This window comes from Klebsiella sp. K4 (assembly GCF_014596785.2).
Taxonomy (GTDB): domain Bacteria; phylum Pseudomonadota; class Gammaproteobacteria; order Enterobacterales; family Enterobacteriaceae; genus Klebsiella; species Klebsiella pneumoniae.
Genome location: NZ_CP115021.1, coordinates 3343909 through 3359981, shown reverse-complemented (window position 1 = coordinate 3359981; position 16073 = coordinate 3343909). Strand labels below are relative to the sequence as shown.

Annotated in this window: 18 protein-coding genes; 7 read left to right on the top strand and 11 right to left on the bottom strand. The window is 58.0% G+C overall.

Translation table 11 applies throughout. From position 1 onward, the window contains the following. The first annotated feature begins 53 nt into the window (after positions 1-53). Positions 54-281 (top strand): YceK/YidQ family lipoprotein, encoded by a 228-nt coding sequence (locus IB144_RS16885; protein WP_002898978.1) that lies wholly within the window; start codon positions 54-56, stop codon positions 279-281. Here the strand turns inward: IB144_RS16885 and IB144_RS16880 are convergent, their stop codons facing one another. The 3 genes from IB144_RS16880 to IB144_RS16870 form a co-directional block, all read right to left on the bottom strand. Continuing rightward, positions 282-668, bottom strand: coding sequence for a MysB family protein (locus IB144_RS16880; protein WP_002898981.1), 387 nt, complete (start codon positions 666-668; stop codon positions 282-284). It lies immediately after the preceding gene. 91 nt (positions 669-759) lie between these two features. Continuing rightward, a complete protein-coding gene (gene mdtG, locus IB144_RS16875; protein ID WP_002898984.1) occupies positions 760-1986 on the bottom strand; it encodes a multidrug efflux MFS transporter MdtG in 1227 nt (408 codons plus the stop codon). 171 nt (positions 1987-2157) lie between these two features. Then, the gene (locus IB144_RS16870) at positions 2158-3078 is read right to left on the bottom strand and encodes a Kdo(2)-lipid IV(A) acyltransferase (RefSeq protein WP_032419104.1); all 921 of its coding nucleotides are present in this window, start codon (positions 3076-3078) and stop codon (positions 2158-2160) included. Between the two features lie 205 nt (positions 3079-3283). Between IB144_RS16870 and IB144_RS16865 the strand changes: the two genes are divergently transcribed. After that, positions 3284-4348 (top strand): rhodanese-related sulfurtransferase, encoded by a 1065-nt coding sequence (locus IB144_RS16865; RefSeq protein ID WP_002898987.1) that lies wholly within the window; start codon positions 3284-3286, stop codon positions 4346-4348. Here the strand turns inward: IB144_RS16865 and IB144_RS16860 are convergent. The 7 genes from IB144_RS16860 to mdtH all read right to left on the bottom strand — a co-directional run bounded on the left by IB144_RS16860 (position 4334) and on the right by mdtH (position 9698). After that, positions 4334-4447, bottom strand: coding sequence for a DUF2770 family protein (locus IB144_RS16860; RefSeq protein ID WP_002898988.1), 114 nt, complete (start codon positions 4445-4447; stop codon positions 4334-4336). The genes IB144_RS16865 and IB144_RS16860 overlap by 15 nt on opposite strands. A 71-nt stretch (positions 4448-4518) precedes the next feature. Further along, positions 4519-5637, bottom strand: coding sequence for an N-methyl-L-tryptophan oxidase (gene solA, locus IB144_RS16855; protein WP_002898990.1), 1119 nt, complete (start codon positions 5635-5637; stop codon positions 4519-4521). 125 nt (positions 5638-5762) lie between these two features. After that, positions 5763-6017 carry a biofilm formation regulator BssS gene (gene bssS, locus IB144_RS16850; RefSeq protein ID WP_002898992.1) on the bottom strand — a complete coding sequence of 85 codons (255 nt, stop codon included), beginning with the start codon at positions 6015-6017 and terminating at the stop codon, positions 5763-5765. Between the two features lie 302 nt (positions 6018-6319). Then, complete coding sequence (gene dinI / locus IB144_RS16845; RefSeq protein WP_004140729.1) at positions 6320-6571, bottom strand: DNA damage-inducible protein I; 252 nt, start codon at positions 6569-6571, stop codon at positions 6320-6322. Between the two features lie 72 nt (positions 6572-6643). Beyond that, the gene (gene pyrC / locus IB144_RS16840) at positions 6644-7690 is read right to left on the bottom strand and encodes a dihydroorotase (protein WP_004176586.1); all 1047 of its coding nucleotides are present in this window, start codon (positions 7688-7690) and stop codon (positions 6644-6646) included. 125 nt (positions 7691-7815) lie between these two features. Next, complete coding sequence (locus IB144_RS16835) at positions 7816-8376, bottom strand: lipoprotein (protein ID WP_004150824.1); 561 nt, start codon at positions 8374-8376, stop codon at positions 7816-7818. Positions 8377-8489: 113 nt separating this feature from the next. Beyond that, the gene (gene mdtH / locus IB144_RS16830; protein ID WP_002899096.1) at positions 8490-9698 is read right to left on the bottom strand and encodes a multidrug efflux MFS transporter MdtH; all 1209 of its coding nucleotides are present in this window, start codon (positions 9696-9698) and stop codon (positions 8490-8492) included. 229 nt (positions 9699-9927) lie between these two features. Here mdtH and rimJ point away from each other — a divergent pair, with 229 nt between their 5' ends. From rimJ to murJ, 4 genes are all read left to right on the top strand, one after another. Next, entirely contained in the window at positions 9928-10512 is a 585-nt protein-coding gene (gene rimJ / locus IB144_RS16825; protein ID WP_002899099.1) for a ribosomal protein S5-alanine N-acetyltransferase, read from the top strand. A gap of 9 nt (positions 10513-10521) precedes the next feature. Then, positions 10522-11175, top strand: coding sequence for a YceH family protein (locus IB144_RS16820; protein WP_004179323.1), 654 nt, complete (start codon positions 10522-10524; stop codon positions 11173-11175). 15 nt (positions 11176-11190) lie between these two features. Beyond that, positions 11191-12102, top strand: coding sequence for a Gfo/Idh/MocA family oxidoreductase (locus IB144_RS16815; RefSeq protein ID WP_004140718.1), 912 nt, complete (start codon positions 11191-11193; stop codon positions 12100-12102). A gap of 111 nt (positions 12103-12213) precedes the next feature. Continuing rightward, positions 12214-13749, top strand: a complete 1536-nt coding sequence (gene murJ, locus IB144_RS16810; protein WP_149358948.1) for a murein biosynthesis integral membrane protein MurJ — start codon at positions 12214-12216, stop codon at positions 13747-13749. A gap of 54 nt (positions 13750-13803) precedes the next feature. Here the strand turns inward: murJ and IB144_RS16805 are convergent, their stop codons facing one another. After that, the gene (locus IB144_RS16805; RefSeq protein WP_032437690.1) at positions 13804-15018 is read right to left on the bottom strand and encodes an MFS transporter; all 1215 of its coding nucleotides are present in this window, start codon (positions 15016-15018) and stop codon (positions 13804-13806) included. A 16-nt stretch (positions 15019-15034) separates the two neighbouring features. Here IB144_RS16805 and IB144_RS16800 point away from each other — a divergent pair, with 16 nt between their 5' ends. Continuing rightward, positions 15035-16063: a LysR family transcriptional regulator gene (locus IB144_RS16800; protein ID WP_014907853.1), complete on the top strand. Its 1029-nt coding sequence runs from the start codon at positions 15035-15037 to the stop codon at positions 16061-16063. Positions 16064-16073: the final 10 nt, after the last annotated feature.

The following is a 16073-nucleotide window of genomic DNA, read 5'->3' as shown; positions in this document are numbered from 1 at the left end:
GAAAATACCGGCAGCGATGCCGGTATTTTTTTATCTGAAATACGAGGATGTGGATGCGAATACTACCGATCATTGCCATGGCGCTGCTGCTCAGCGGCTGCGGCAGCATTATCAGCCGTACGGTGCCCGGGCAGGGGCATGGCAATCAATATTACCCGGGCGTACAGTGGGATGTTCGCGATTCGGCATGGCGCTATCTCACCATTCTCGACCTGCCGTTCTCGCTGGTATTTGATACGCTTCTGCTGCCTCTGGACGCCAGCCACGGACCCTATAACTGATTAACGCTCGTCCCACTCGTCGGCTGCCGTCTGCCCCTCTTCGGTGTCCAGCGAGGGCTCGAGCTGAAATTCGCCTTCATCCCATTCGTGGAGCGTATTTTCCTCCAGCCACTCCTGACGCAGCTCTATCTCATCATAATCCCCGTCGAAGACGCTCTGCGCGGCTTCGCCGCTGAGCATCGGGAGGCATTCGCCTTGTTCCTCTTCGTCAGCAAAAAATTCGGCCTGCCAGGCGATATCGCCATCCTGCAGCACATACTTTTGAATGTTGAGCTGCTCAACGTTGGCGCTCTCTTCATCGCTGTCAGGGTTGTTGGCGAGAAATTCTTCACGTGCTGCATCAATAGCTTCTTCAAGCGTGGCGTAGAACATCGAATCCTTTGGCATAGCGAATCTCCTGAGAAGAATATGAATTGAACACGATTCAATCTATAGAAGGCGGTACGCACGGCGTCAAGGGACAGAGCCACTCTCGACGTTAATTTACTGAATGCGAAGTATCCGCGGCTGGCCGACGCAGGCTGAGGGTGGAGTAGATCGCATTAAACAATACCACCCCTGCGGTGACCAGAAATACAGCGCGGAAGCCATAGTTAGCGGAAACCGACGCGCCAATCAGGGGGCCGGTAACGTTGCCAATATCGCGGAACGACTGGTTATAGCTGAAGATTCGCCCGGAGATCTGGCTGGTGGAGTTGTACACCAGCAGGGTTTGCACCGCCGGCAGCAGCGCGCCGTCCGCGGCGCCGAGCAGGAATCGCAGGATACCTAACTGCAGCGGGGTCTGAACGAACGACATCGGGATCAGGAGTAGCACCGAGATAATCAGCGCCACGATGAGGATTTTTTCCGGCCCGATGCGATCTCCCAGTTTGCCCAGCCGCGGGGCGCTCATCAGCGCGGCAATGCCCGGCACCGAGGCGATCATTCCGCTGATAAAGGCGATGTTACTGACGTTGCCCGCGAGATCGCGTACATAAAGCGTCAGGATCGGCGCAATGGAACCGGTGGCCACCTGGATTATCAGCGAGGTCACAAACAGGCTGAGCACCAGTTTGGGATTCTGCAGCGAGGAGAACACCTCTCTGGCACTGAGCATCTCTTTCCTGGCGATCGGCACAAAATTTTCGCGGATTAAAAACAGGGTAAACAAGAAACAGATAAATAGTACCGCCGCGGTCATAAAGAAGACGGTGCGCAATCCCCAGTGGTCGGCCAGGAAGCCACCTGCCAGCGGGCCGAGCAGGGCGCCGCTTACCGCGCCGGTAGACAGTGTCCCCAGCGCCCAGCCGCTTTTATGGCGCGGGATCTGGGTGGCGATCAGGGCGTTGGCGTTAGGAATAAAACCGCCCAGCAGGCCGAGCAATGCGCGCAGCAGCAGAAACTGCCAGATATTCTGCGCCATTCCCATCAGCATCATCACGATGGCCATCCCGAGGGCGGAACGCAGCAGCATGATTTTTCTCCCCTTGCGATCAGCAAGCCCCCCCCAGAACGGCGAGGCGATGGCGGAGAAAAGAAAGGTAATACTAAAGACCAGCCCGGACCACATGTTCAGGGCGCTATGCCCGGTGACGCCGAGCTGTTCGACGTAGAGTGGCAGAAAGGGCATGACCAGGCTGAAGGCGGCGCCGGTTAAAAAGCAGCCAAGCCAGGTCACGGTCAGGTTTCGTTTCCAGTTAATAGGGGTTTCAGCAGACGACATAGGGTTCCACTGGCCTGCGCGGCAGGTCAAATTAAGAGAAAATATGAGCCTGCTAATTATGCGCCTGAGAAATAGATGCCGCAATGGAGGAGAGCTTTTAAAGCTAAAGGAGTGCCTAAAGCCTGAGCGGCGAAGCTTCCCGGCCGGGATGAGCGCGGCCGGGAAAAGGGATCAGTAGCGGGAGGGCATGCCTTCGGGGCGGGTTTTGAAGCGACGATGGAGCCACATATACTGTTCCGGGGCCATCATGATGCACTGCTCAACGATCTTGTTCATCCACGCGGCGGTGGTTTCCGCGTCGTCCAGCGGCGGGGAACACTCTGGCGGCAGGATAATCAGTTCATAACCTTTACCGTTCGGTTTGCGGCGCGGGACGAAGGGCACGATGCAGGCTTTGGACATTTTCGCCAGCATCCAGGTGCCGGAGGTGGTCGCCGCCTGGTCGACCGCAAACAGTGGGGCAAAGACGCTGGCGGTCGGGCCGTAATCGTGATCCGGTGCGTACCACACCACTTCGCCTTTTTTCAGTGCCCGGATCATGCCTTTCAGATCCTTACGGTCAATCATATCCTTGTTGGAGCGCAAGCGGCCCCAGGTCTGCAGCCAGTCGATCACCGGGTTGTCGTTGGGGCGATAGACGCCAATCCCCGGCTCGTTCATACCGAACATCCGCGCTCCCATCTCGAGAGTGAGGAAATGAATACCGATCAGCAGAATGCCGCGCTGCTGCGCCTGCACATCGCGAATATGCTCAAAGCCGATGGTGTCGGTCCAGCGGGCGATACGGCGAACCGGCCAGAACCAGGCCATACCGGTCTCCATCAGCCCCATGCCCACCGATTCAAAGTTCATCACCACCATTCGGTGGCGTTCCTGCTCGCTTTTCTCGGGGAAGCAGAGCTCAAGGTTGCGATAGGCGATTTTCGCCCGGCGCTTCATAAAGCGCATGGCCAGACGGCCGATGGCGTTCCCGAGGCGGTAGATCAGCGGGTAGGGCAGTTGGACAACCAGCCACAGCAGGCCGATACCCAGCCACAGCAGCCAATAGCGCGGATGCAACAGCGCCGGAGAAAATTTAGGCAAATGAGTCATTTCATACCCGTATCAGTGAGCAACGTCTTATATTATCGCATTTTTTTACCGGCCAGCCAAAGGCGGCGACAGTCAGCTCGTTTTGTTAAGCGGGGCGCGACCGGGTGAGAGAAATGTAGCGTAAAATGTAGGGATGTAAATTAATTAGCTTTGCTATATCATGCCCGCCGTTTATTTCCTCATTTCTATGTCGAGCAGGTACACCATGCCAGTGTTACACAACCGCATTTCAAATGAGACGTTAAAGGCGCAAATGCTGGCTGAGACCGAGCCGCGCACGACGATCTCATTCTATAAATATTTCACCATTGTCGACCCGCAGGCGACCCGTGATGCGCTGTGGGTTGCCTTAACCCAGCTGAAGGTCTTTGGCCGCATCTATCTGGCCCGGGAAGGGATCAACGCGCAAATCAGCGTGCCGCAAAGCAACGTTGAGGCTCTGCGTGAGTTTCTCTATGGCTTCGATCCGGCGCTGGCGGGGCTGCGTTTCAATATCGCCGTGGAGGACGATGGTAAGTCTTTCTGGGTGCTGCGCCTGAAAGTTCGCGATCGTATCGTCGCCGACGGCATCGACGATCCCTCGTTTGACGCCTCCAATGTGGGGGAGTATCTCAAGGCGGCGGAAGTCAACGCGATGCTTGACGATCCGGATGCCGTGTTTATCGATATGCGCAACCACTATGAATATGAGGTGGGCCATTTCGAAAACGCGCTGGAGATCCCGGCGGATACCTTCCGCGACCAGCTGCCGAAAGCCGTGGAAATGATGCAGGACCATAAAGACAAGAAAATTGTCATGTATTGCACCGGCGGCATTCGCTGTGAAAAAGCCAGCGCCTGGATGAAGCATAACGGCTTCAATAAGGTCTGGCACATCGAGGGTGGCATCATCGAGTACGCCCGTCGCGCCCGCGAGCAGGGGCTACCGGTGCGCTTCATTGGCAAAAACTTTGTCTTTGATGAGCGGATGGGCGAGCGGATCTCCAATGACGTTATCGCGCACTGTCATCAGTGCGGCGCGCCGTGCGACACCCATACTAACTGCCTGAACGATGGCTGCCATCTGCTGTTTATCCAGTGCCCGAGCTGCGCCGAGAAGTTTGCCGGCTGCTGTAGCGAAGCCTGCATGGAAGAGCATAAGCTACCGGAAGAGGAGCAGCGTAAGCTGCGCGCCGGGCGTGAAAACGGCAACAAAATCTTTAATAAATCCCGTGGCCGGCTGAATACCAAACTCGGGATCCTCGACCCGGAGCCGTCAGAAAAACCATAACCAGACGAGATCGATGATCGCCAGCAGCAGCCAGAGCGCCAGGTAGATCATAAAATGCTCGCGCACGTTGTTGACCAGCATATTAAACAGGCGACGCATAACCGCTCTCAATCACTAACGGCCTCAGCAGAGGCCGTTTCTTTACCCAACGGCAAAAGTGCCGCATTCCATTACGCGTTAAAGCGCGCCAGAGAAAAGGGGGCCAGATTGAAGCTCGATGCTTCGCCCTGAGCAAACTGACTGGCAATTTCGCCCAGCACCGGCGCAAACTTAAAGCCGTGGCCGCTCAGCCCGGTGATCAGCAGCGTGTCTGGCCTGCCTGGCAACGTATCGATAATAAAGTCCTCATCGACGGTATTGTCGTAGGTACAGGAGGCGCCGTGCAGGCAGCCGCCGATGCCAGGCAGGACGTTACGCAAAAACGGGAAGGATTCGGAACCATCGCTGGCGACAGCGCCAAACGCTACCCGTTCCTGCGGGGTGGAGATCGGCTGGCCGCCGTTATGCTTGCCAATCTTCAGTTCATTATCTTCCGCCGGGAAGCCGTAATATTGATCGCCGTTGGGCAACTCGCCGGTGAATGCCGGGAAATGATTTTTGCTGCTGTAACGGCCATCGGCCTGGTACCAGGCGAAGACCTTGCGTACCGGCTGGATGGGGAGATCCGGCAGCAGGCGGGTAACCCAGGTGCCGGCGCTGACCAGCAGCTTTTTACCATGATATTCACCGTCGAGGGTATCGATGGTGATCCCGTCAGCATGGTGATGAATAGCCGAGACCGGACAGTTGAATAGCTGCGCGCAGCCTGCTTCCCGCGCCAGTCGGATCCAGGTTTCGACGGCCAGTTCGCTGCGCAGTACGCCGGAAGCGGGTTCGAAAATCGCCCGATAGTCATCGGGGAGGCGTATCTCCGGCCAGCGCTGCATCACGGCCTGGGCATCAAGCTCTTCCACCTCAAGCTGGAACGCACGGGCGCTGGCGGCGACGTTGGCGAGAAAAGCGGAGCTGGCGGGGCCGAGGTTAATGACGCCGGTGCGTTCAAACACGGCTTCGCCACTGATCTCTGCCAGTTCATCCCATAGCTGCTGGGCACGCAGCACCAGCGGAACATATTTCTCACCTTCGCCATAGGCGTGACGGATAAGACGGCTGCTGCCGTGATGGCTGCCTTCCTGGTGGGGAGGTTGATGGGCATCGGTCATCAGAACATTGAGTCCGGCACGGCGCGCATAATAGCCAGCGGCGGCGCCGACGGAGCCGCTGCCAATAATGATAAGATCGTATTGCATGGTGAGTTCCGGGTAATTGCCTTGTTAGCAGGGTAATTAACTCCCTGTGCTTATACAAGCCCGAAAATAATTCAGGCACCCGCAGGTGCCTGTTAAGTTTAATGTTAAGTCATTCGCAAGCCGCGTTAATGTCGGCGGTACTCGTTTTCCTGGTATTCGCCAGATTCAATCTTCGCAATGCCTGCTTCCAGGATTGAAATAAACTGACGTGCGACGTCCGTCGTTAGCCATAGCGTCTGGCCGATCTCAGCATCATTACTGTTTTCTTGAGTGGGGTTCTGGTAGTGCAGGCGCAACATCAGCGCATCGTAGCTATCAACGGTGCTGATGTCCCATCCAACGAGGGGATGGGTCTGAATGACTTCATTATTTTTTTCCATCATAACCCCTTATTCATATGTTAAAAGACAACAATTCTCGAGGTTTAATGCATATTTTTTGAAGCAAGTTAATTATATCAGGGATCAAGAATAAACTCGAGAAATTAAATGAAAGGCAGCATGATTTTCTTCTTTTGCCGTTTTTTTACTCAAGATAAGCGCGTAAAATGGCCACTTTAGTCGATATTGAGCAGAATAATCAGGACTATTCTGAACAGAAGAGGGGATAAAAAAAGCCGGGGCGACCCGGCAAAAAAAGCACAATGAGGGAGCAAACCAGAGTAACTGGATCCCGCCATGCTTCAGGAGAGATCGTGGACAAACCAGTCGTCCGCGCTTTCCCATGTTTCCTGCAGGATTTCGCTTATCCGGTCTTTGTCTTCTTTCAGGGCGCCAAACACCGAGAGCTGATTACCGCTGGCGTAGCGGACGCTCACCTGGCTATCGATGGCCGGGAATTGCTCGGCGATACGGCGAGAGAGTTCGTTATTCAGCGCTTCCAGCGCGCCGTTAGGTAAGGCGGTCGTTTTGGCGATAGACACTTCAATGCGCATAATTGCCCCCTGCGTTCGATACTGGTTATTTATACAGTATCCGGTTAGCGTTGACAACAGGGGGCTGCGTTTTTATTTCTTCACGGTCCAGCGAACGGTTTCACCCGCCAGGAAGGGCACCAGGGTGTCATTAGGCAGGGCAATGCTGTCCACAACGGTCGTCTCTTCACGCACCAGTTCAACGTAGCTCTCATTGACCGGCAGACCGTAGAAGCGCGGGCCGTTTAGCGAGCAGAAAGCCTCAAAGTGCTGCAGAGCGTTCATTTCTTCAAACACCGTGGCGTAGCTGCCGAGGGCGGTCGGGGCGTTAAAGCAGCCGGCGCAGCCACAGCTGGCTTCCTTACGGTGGCGGGCGTGCGGTGCGGAGTCGGTGCCGAGGAAGGCGCGGCTGAAGCCGCTGGCGACCAGCTCCCGCAGAGCCTGCTGATGAATATTGCGTTTAAGTACCGGCAGACAGTACAGGTGAGGGCGAATGCCGCCCACCAGCATATGGTTGCGGTTGAACATCAGATGCTGCGGGGTGATGGTAGCAGCCAGCAGTTCGTTACCGTCACGCACGTACTCGGCGGCGTCTTTGGTGGTGATATGTTCAAAAACCACTTTCAGGCCGGGCAGGCGCTGGCGCAGGGGCTCCATCACCGTCTCAATAAAGCGCGCTTCACGATCGAAAATATCAATCTCGGCGTGAGTGACTTCGCCGTGAACGAGCAACGGCATCCCCAGTTTTTCCATCCGCTCCAGCACTGGCATAATGGCGTCGGTGCTGGTGACGCCGTGGCTGGAGTTAGTGGTGGCATTGGCCGGGTAGAGCTTGGCGGCGGTGAACACCCCTTCGTTAAAGCCGCGTTCCAGCTCCGCTGGGTCGAGGGAGTCTGTCAGATAGCAGGTCATCAGCGGGGTAAAATCATGCCCGGCCGGCACGGCGTCCATAATGCGCTGGCGGTAAGCGATAGCCGCCGCGACGGTGGTGACAGGCGGCACCAGATTCGGCATCACGATCGCCCGGCCATAAAACTCACTGGTATAAGGCACGACGGTTTTCAGCATATCGTCATCGCGCAGATGGATATGCCAGTCGTCTGGGCGGCGGATTTTCAATACCTGGGATTGTGCTGTCATGGAAGGCTCCGGCTAATAGGTTCAGTCATCAGGGCTGTTTTTTGCCGGGCACTAAGGATAAGCGTAAACGTTTTCCTTTGCACTCATTTCCGTAAAAAATTCAGGGCGCCGTAGCGCCCTGGAGATTAATTGGTAAAGGGGATGACAATCTCGCCTGGCTTCACCTCTATACCTTTGGCGTATTTCTTCGCCAGCGCTTCGCCGGTGCTGGCGTCCTCACGCAGGACATAAGCCGGCTGCTGGCTGAAGTAGCTGCGCAGAGACTGATTCAGGTAGGGGAGCAGGGCCTGAATAACCGACTGCAGCTTCTCCGGCGCCACTTTGGCATCGACCACTTCCATTTCCTGCAGGAAGATGGCGCCTTTCTCTCGGTCAAAGGTTGGCAGCGCTTTGAGCTTCAGATCGATCGTCGCTTTCTGCGTGCCGAACAGGGAGTTAAGATCGACGTTGGCGATCCCGCTCAGGGTGACTTTGCCCGGCTCCTCGCGCCCGATAGCGCTGGTCAGGTTCTGCAGTTCGATATGGGCGTCGGCAACGCCTTTCAGACCAATATCTTTGGCGAAATGGTTTCGCTTCTGCAGGGCCTGGTTAATCTCCTGCTCGCTTACCGTGTATTGGGTCAGCTGATTACAGCCGCTCAGCAGGCCGCTGACAATTAGCGCGGCGGCGATCAATATCTTTTTCATGGGGTTCCTCAAGCTCATACCTTCCTTCATCCTGACACAAAGCATCATGACCTGTCAGCACCCATCGCGCCAGCAGAATAGGCTGAAAGCAGGAGAATCCGCCGCCGCGCGCATCAGGTGCGCGGCTCCAGCATACCGGAGGCAGAGCGTTTCGGACTGAATTGCCACCATAGCGCCAGGAAGGTGATAACTCCGATGGCGCCGAGCATCAGCCACGGCAGTTCGGGCTGGCCGACGGCTTTCCCGGCATCAAACAGCCAGCCGCCGCCCGCGTAACCCAGCGCGCCGCCGAAGGCGAGCCCCAGACGGCTGAAACCCATATAGCTGCCACGCGCCCGGGCGTCCGCCAGCGAAGCGCCCAGCGTCTCGCGGGCGGGTTCGGCAATGATAGAGCCGATGTAAAACAGGCAAATCAGGGTAAACAGCTGCTGTAAACTGCTGGTCATCCCGATGGGGAGCATGGCCAGGGTCATCACCAGCAGACCGGCCATCAGCCGGTGCTCAAGGCGGAAGCGTTTTTCGCTCCAACGGGCAATAGGATAGAGCAGGGTGAGCGAAATGGTGGCTTCGATGGCGTACATCCATTTCACTGCGGCCGGCGAGCCGGCGATATCATTCACCATGATCGGCAGCATCAGCATCACCTGTACCGCCAGCATATAATAGCCGGTCAGCGTCAGGACATAGGTGACGAAGCGTTTGTCCCGCAGCACCCGGCCCAGCCCCTCACGAATCGGCGTTTTCACCGTCGAGAGCTTCCATGCCGGCAGATACCAGGCGTTAAACGCGGCGCAGGCGATAAACAGCGCGGCGCCGGCGCTGCACACCAGGCGAAAATCATACTGCAGCAGCCAGCTGCCCAGCAGCGCGCCAATCACCGCGCCGGCGCTATCCTGCATCATCAGGATGGAGAAAAAGCGGCCGCGCTGATGCGGACGCACCAGCTTAACCACCAGCGCCGCCCGCGGCGGATCGAACAGTGTACCGCCGAGTCCGGAGAGTATGCACGAGAACCACAGCACCCACGGCTCATGGGCGACGGCCATCGCCGCGAAACCGCCGGCACGCATCAGCATACCGGTGACGATCATCGGTTTCGCGCCGAAGCGGTCGGCGATGGCGCCGCCAAAGATGCCTAATCCCTGCTGTACCAGCTGGCGCAGGCCGAGCGCAATGCCGACCATCAGCGCTGCCCAGCCCATCTGATCGACAAAGCGGATGGAAATCAGCGGAAAAACGACAAAAAAGCCCAGCACGACCAGCATGTTATCGACTAACAGGAAATATTTACCCAGGCTCCTTGCCTGCGAGACGCGGGACATTTCCCCTCCAGGGAAAAATAGAGATAAGCGAGGATATTCTGCGGGCAATCTGCTGCTTTTCCCAGCACCCTTGCGACAATATTTTTTTATCAAAAAGCAAGATCGATTGAGCCTATTCATCGAAAAGAGGAGATGGCGCAGAAAATGGTATGTTGCTGTTTTCACACTATCGTGCAGGAAAGGTATAGTGATGAAAGCAAGAGTGAAGTCAGGGGGACTGAAAAAGGAAATGTTTGGCTATCGCAGTAACGTGCCGAAGGTGCGTTTGACGACGGACCGGCTGGTGGTGCGCCTGGTTCACGATCGTGACGCCTGGCGTCTGGCCGATTATTACGCCGAAAATAAAGCGTTCTTAAAACCCTGGGAGCCGGTTCGTGACGACAGCCACTGCTATCCCTCCGGATGGCAGGCGCGTCTGTCGATGATCGCTGAGTTTCATAAGCAGGGGTCAGCTTTTTATTTCGCGCTGCTCGATCCTGAGGAAAAAGAGATCATCGGTGTGGCGAATTTCTCCAACGTGGTGCGCGGATCTTTCCATGCCTGTTATCTTGGCTATTCCATTGGCGAGAAGTGGCAGGGGCAGGGGCTGATGTTTGAAGCGCTGACGTCGGCGATTCGCTATATGCAGCGCACGCAGCATATTCATCGCATTATGGCCAACTACATGCCGCATAATCAGCGCAGCGGCGCGCTGCTGGCGCGGTTGGGGTTTGAAAAAGAGGGTTACGCCAAAGATTATCTGCTGATTGACGGGCAGTGGCGTGACCATGTACTGACGGCGCTAACGACGCCGGACTGGTCTGCGGGACGTTAAGGAGAGAGGATGAAATATCAGTTAACTGCGCATGAAGCGCGCGTCATTGGCTGCCTGCTGGAAAAGCAGGTCACCACCCCCGAGCAGTATCCGCTGTCGGTAAATGCTGTGGTGACCGCCTGCAATCAGAAAACCAACCGCGAGCCAGTGATGTCGCTGAGCGAAAGCGAGGTCCAGGCCCTGCTGGATACGCTGGTGAAACGGCACTATCTGCGCACGGTCAGCGGATTCGGTAATCGCGTCACCAAGTATGAACAGCGCTTTTGCAACTCTGAATTTGGCGATCTGAAGCTTAGCGCCGGCGAGGTCGCGGTGGTCACGACGCTGCTGCTGCGCGGTGCTCAGACGCCGGGCGAACTACGCAGCCGGGCGCAGCGGATGTATGAGTTCAGCGATATGGCGGAAGTGGAAAGCGTGCTGGAAGGGCTGACGACGCGCGAAGATGGCCCCTTCGTCGCCCGGCTGCCCCGGGAGCCGGGAAAACGGGAAAGCCGCTATATGCATCTGTTTTGCGACGATATGGACACGCTGATCACCACAGTGGAAGCTCTCGCGCCGCTGGACGATGACGGCGATCTGCGCGCCAGGGTTGAAGCGCTGGAGGGCGAGGTGGCGGAGCTGAAAGCGCGCCTCGATTCGCTGTTACACCATCTGGGAGACTAAAACGTGGGGACAAGATTGCGCATTGGGGTGGTCGGCTTAGGCAGCATTGCGCAGAAAGCGTGGCTGCCGGTGCTGGGGGCGGCGGAAAGCTGGACGCTGCAAGCGGCCTGGTCGCCGGGTAAAGAGAAGGCGCTGCGGATCTGCGAAACCTGGCGGATGCCATACGCTGATTCCCTCGATGCCCTGGCGGCACAGTGCGATGCGGTCTTTGTCCATACCTCGACGGCTTCACATTATGAAGTAGTGAATCACTTACTGAATGCCGGGGTTCATGTTTGTGTGGATAAACCATTGGCGGACAAGCTGAGTGAGGCGGAGACGCTGGTCGAGCTGGCGGCGCGACGTCGACTGACGTTGATGGTCGGTTTTAATCGCCGCTTCGCGCCGCTCTATCGGGAGCTGAAGGGGCGGCTGGGCGAGGCGGCCTCGCTGCGGATGGATAAGCATCGTAGCGATAGCGTCGGCAACGATCTGCGCTTTACGCTGCTTGATGACTATCTGCATGTGGTGGATACCGCGCTATGGCTGGCCGACGGTCAGGCACGTCTGCGCGGCGGCGCGCTGAAGATCACCCCGCAGGGCGAAATGCTCTATGCCGAACATCAGTTCAGTTCGCCCCGGCTGCAGGTCACCACCAGCATGCATCGTCGCGCAGGCAGCCAGCGCGAGTGGGTGCAGGCGGTCACGGATGGCGGGCTATATGCCGTCAGCGAGATGCGCGAATGGCAGGAGGAGTGCGGTCATGGCGTGGTCCAGCGCCCGGTTGCCGGCTGGCAAACCACCCTTGAGCAGCGCGGCTTTGTCGGCTGCGCGCGCCATTTTATCGAATGCGTGCAAAATCAGACAGTTCCTGAAACTGCAGGCGAACAGGCGCTGCTGGCTCAGCGGATCGTTGAGAAACTGTGGCGCGACGCCATTAGCGAATAATCCATTGTAACAACTGACAGTAGTAATTCATGTTGAACCCGGTAGACTATCGCCACTTTCCAGCGCCCGCATTTGCGGGCGTTTTACTCCAGGGTTTGGAATAACAGCGTAATGAACCTTTTAAAATCACTGGCGGCAGTCAGTTCGATGACCATGTTTTCGCGCGTGCTGGGCTTTGCCCGCGATGCGATTGTGGCGCGTATTTTTGGCGCCGGGATGGCGACCGATGCCTTTTTTGTCGCCTTAAAACTGCCTAACCTGCTGCGGCGTATTTTTGCCGAAGGCGCCTTCTCACAGGCGTTTGTGCCGATCCTTGCCGAATATAAAAGCAAGCAGGGCGAAGATGCCACCCGCGTGTTTGTCTCATACGTCTCCGGGCTGCTGACCCTGGCCCTGGCTATCGTTACCGTTATCGGGATGCTGGCGGCGCCGTGGGTAATCACCATTACTGCGCCCGGCTTTGCCGATACCGCCGATAAGTTTGCGCTAACCACCCAGCTGCTGCGTATTACCTTTCCCTATATTTTGCTGATCTCCCTGGCTTCGCTGGTGGGGGCGATCCTCAATACCTGGAACCGCTTCTCGGTGCCGGCCTTTGCGCCGACGTTCCTCAACGTCAGTATGATTGGCTTTGCGCTGTTTGCCGCGCCATATTTCCATCCGCCGGTGCTGGCGCTGGCCTGGGCGGTGACGGTCGGCGGCGTGCTGCAGCTGGCTTACCAGCTGCCGCATCTGAAGAAGATTGGCATGCTGGTCCTGCCGCGAATTAATCTGAAAGATGCCGGCGCGATGCGGGTGGTGAAGCAGATGGGGCCGGCGATCCTTGGCGTGTCGGTAAGCCAGATCTCCCTTATCATCAATACCATTTTCGCCTCATTCCTCGTGTCGGGCTCGGTGTCGTGGATGTATTATGCCGACCGCCTGATGGAGTTTCCCTCCGGCGTGCTGGGCGTGGCGCTCGGCACTATCCTGCTGCCATCGCTGTCAAAAAGCTTCGCCAGCGGTAACCATGACGAGTATTGCCGGCTGATGGACTGGGGACTGCGTCTCTGTTTTCTGCTGGCGCTGCCGAGCGCGGTGGCGCTGGGGATCCTCGCCAAACCGCTGACCGTGGCTCTGTTCCAGTACGGCAAATTCAGCGCCTTTGACGCGGCGATGACCCAGCGCGCGCTGGTGGCCTATTCCGTGGGGCTGATGGGCCTTATCGTGGTGAAAGTGCTGGCGCCGGGCTTTTATTCCCGTCAGGACATCAAGACCCCGGTCAAGATTGCTATTATCACCCTGATTATGACTCAGGTAATGAACCTGGCGTTTATCGGCCCGCTGAAGCATGCGGGTCTGTCGCTGTCCATCGGCCTGGCGGCCTGCCTGAACGCCGCGCTGCTCTACTGGCAGCTGCGTAAACAGAAAATTTTCACCCCGCAGCCGGGCTGGTTGGCCTTCCTGCTGCGTCTGATTATTGCAGTGCTGGTTATGGCCGCGGCGCTGCTGGGCGTCATGCATCTCATGCCTGAGTGGTCGCTGGGGACGATGCCGTTCCGTCTGATGCGTTTGCTGGCGGTGGTTATCGCCGGGGTGGTAGCCTATTTCGCCACGCTGCTGGTGCTGGGCTTCCGCGTGAAAGAGTTTGTCCGTCGCACGGCGTAAGCGGTTGTGTGGGTAGAAAAACCCCGCTTCGCCTCAGGCGAAGCGGGGTTTTTTTTATGATGCGCTGCGTTCGGCAGCGAGGATGCGGGCATTCTCCAGCAGGCGGATCGCCAGGGCTAGCGCGCCAGTGATCACTGCCAGCGTGACCACTCCGTTCCAGCCGGCCAGCACGTACAGCTTACTGCCCAGCACCGACCCCAGCGACATCCCGATAAACACCACGGTGAACAGCAGGGCGTTGAGGCGGCCGCGGGCCTGTGGCTCAAGGCCATATACCAGGTTCTGATGCGCCACCAGGCTTGACTGCAGGCCAAGGTCAAAGCCAATCGCCGACAGGGCAATCAGCGCCAACTGAGCGTGCACTGGCAGCAGCGGCAGCATAAACATCAGGGCAAAGGAGAGGGTGACCAGCGCCGCACCCATCTGTGTCACCTTACCGGCGCCAAATTTATCGGCCAGACCGCCGGCAAGCGGCGCGGCCAGCGCCCCGGCGGCCCCGGCGATACCGAAACCGCCCGCTACTGCGCTGCCCATGTGATAGTGTTCGGAGAGCATCACCGCCAGCGTCGACCAGAAGGCGCTAAAGGCGATGGAGAGCGCGCCCTGAGCTAGCGCGGCGCGGCGTAATGCCGGGTAACGCTGCCACAGATGCGCCATCGAGGCCATCAGCTGCGGATAGCTCAGCGTCGAGTGCACAGCGAAGCGCGGCAGGACGCGCCACATTACCAGGCCAATCAGCGCGACGCTGACCGCCGCCGCCTGATACATCACCCGCCAGCCGAATACGGCGCCCACCACGCCGCTGACCGTCCGGGAGAGCAGGATCCCCAGCAGCAGCCCGGTCATCACCGTGCCCACCATTTTTCCCTGCTTGCCCGCCGGGGCGAGGATCGCCGCCGCCGGGACGATATCCTGCGCCATGGTCGCCGCCATACCGATCAGCAGACTGACCACCAGCAGTGAGCTGAGCTGGCCGGTGAGGCTGCACAGGAGCAGCAGGAGCGCCAGCAGCGCGCTTTTCACCAGGATCAGCCGGCGGCGATCGTGGCGGTCGCCGAGCGGGAGCAGGAACAGAATGCCGAGCGCATAACCCGCCTGCGTCAGGGTAGGGACCAGACCCATACCTTCTACAGTCAGGTGGAGATTGGCGCCAATCAACGGCAGCAGCGGCTGCGCGTAGTAAATAGAGGCGACGCTAAAGCCGGCGCCGAGTGCGAGAATGAAGATAATCCAGCCTGCGTCGCGGGTGGAAAGGGAAGTCGGTGTCATGTTCAATGCCTCATAGATGCGATGGGGCTATTTTTCCCTGAACGCGGCTGGCGCGGTAGCTGGGCTGGTGGTAAAACGGTTATACGTAGCACGTATAGGCAAAAGGAAAATGAAAAGACAAGAGCGTATAGACCGCATTGAGCTGATGCGCACCTATATCCGCATCGTAGAGGCCGGATCGCTCTCCGCCGCCGCAGGGCAGATGGACACTACCCAGGCGACCGTCAGCCGCCGCCTGCAGTCCCTTGAAGGGCTGCTGGGGGTTAAGCTGATCCTGCGCACCACCCATGCGATGAAGCTCACTGACGATGGCGAACGCTGTTATCGTCACGCCCGTCAGGTGGTGGACGCCTGGCTGGCGCTGGAGGATGACCTGCGTATTGCCGACGATCGGCCGGTGGGCGTTCTGCGAGTGCGGGCGCCCCACGCGTTTGGCCAGCAGCAGCTGCTGGCGCCGCTGGTGGCATTTCTACAGCGCCATCCGCAGCTGTCGGTGGAGTGGATGCTAAACGATAATACCGTCGACTTCCTCAGCGATAATATCGACTGCGCTATTCGCGTGGGGGCGGAGGTGGATCCAGCAACGGTATCCGTACTGCTGGCGGAAGTGCCGCGCTGCGTAGTGGCTTCTCCTGAGCTGCTGGCGAAGTATCCGCCGTTAACCTCGCTGGAGGCGTTATCGGGCCTGCCATGGATCGCCATTAATACCTTTTATCAGCATGAGGTACGGCTCAGGCATCAGGCAAGCGGGCAGATTGTCTCTACAGCGATTACTCCCTGTCTGAGCACTGACAGTCTTTACGTCGCGCGCAACACCGCGCTGGCGGGGCTGGGGGTGGCGATGGTGTCCAGCTGGACGGTCGTGGAGGATATTGCCGCCGGACGGCTGATTGAGCTGTTCCCGCAGTGGCGACCCGCCTCGCTGCCGGTTCATCTGGTTTATCCCTGGGCGCGCTATTACCCGACACGCCTGCGTAAGTTCCTCGACCTGATGCGGGAGATCATGCCGGATCTCGCCGGGATGCAGCGTCCGCAAAGCGCATAAAAAAACCGGC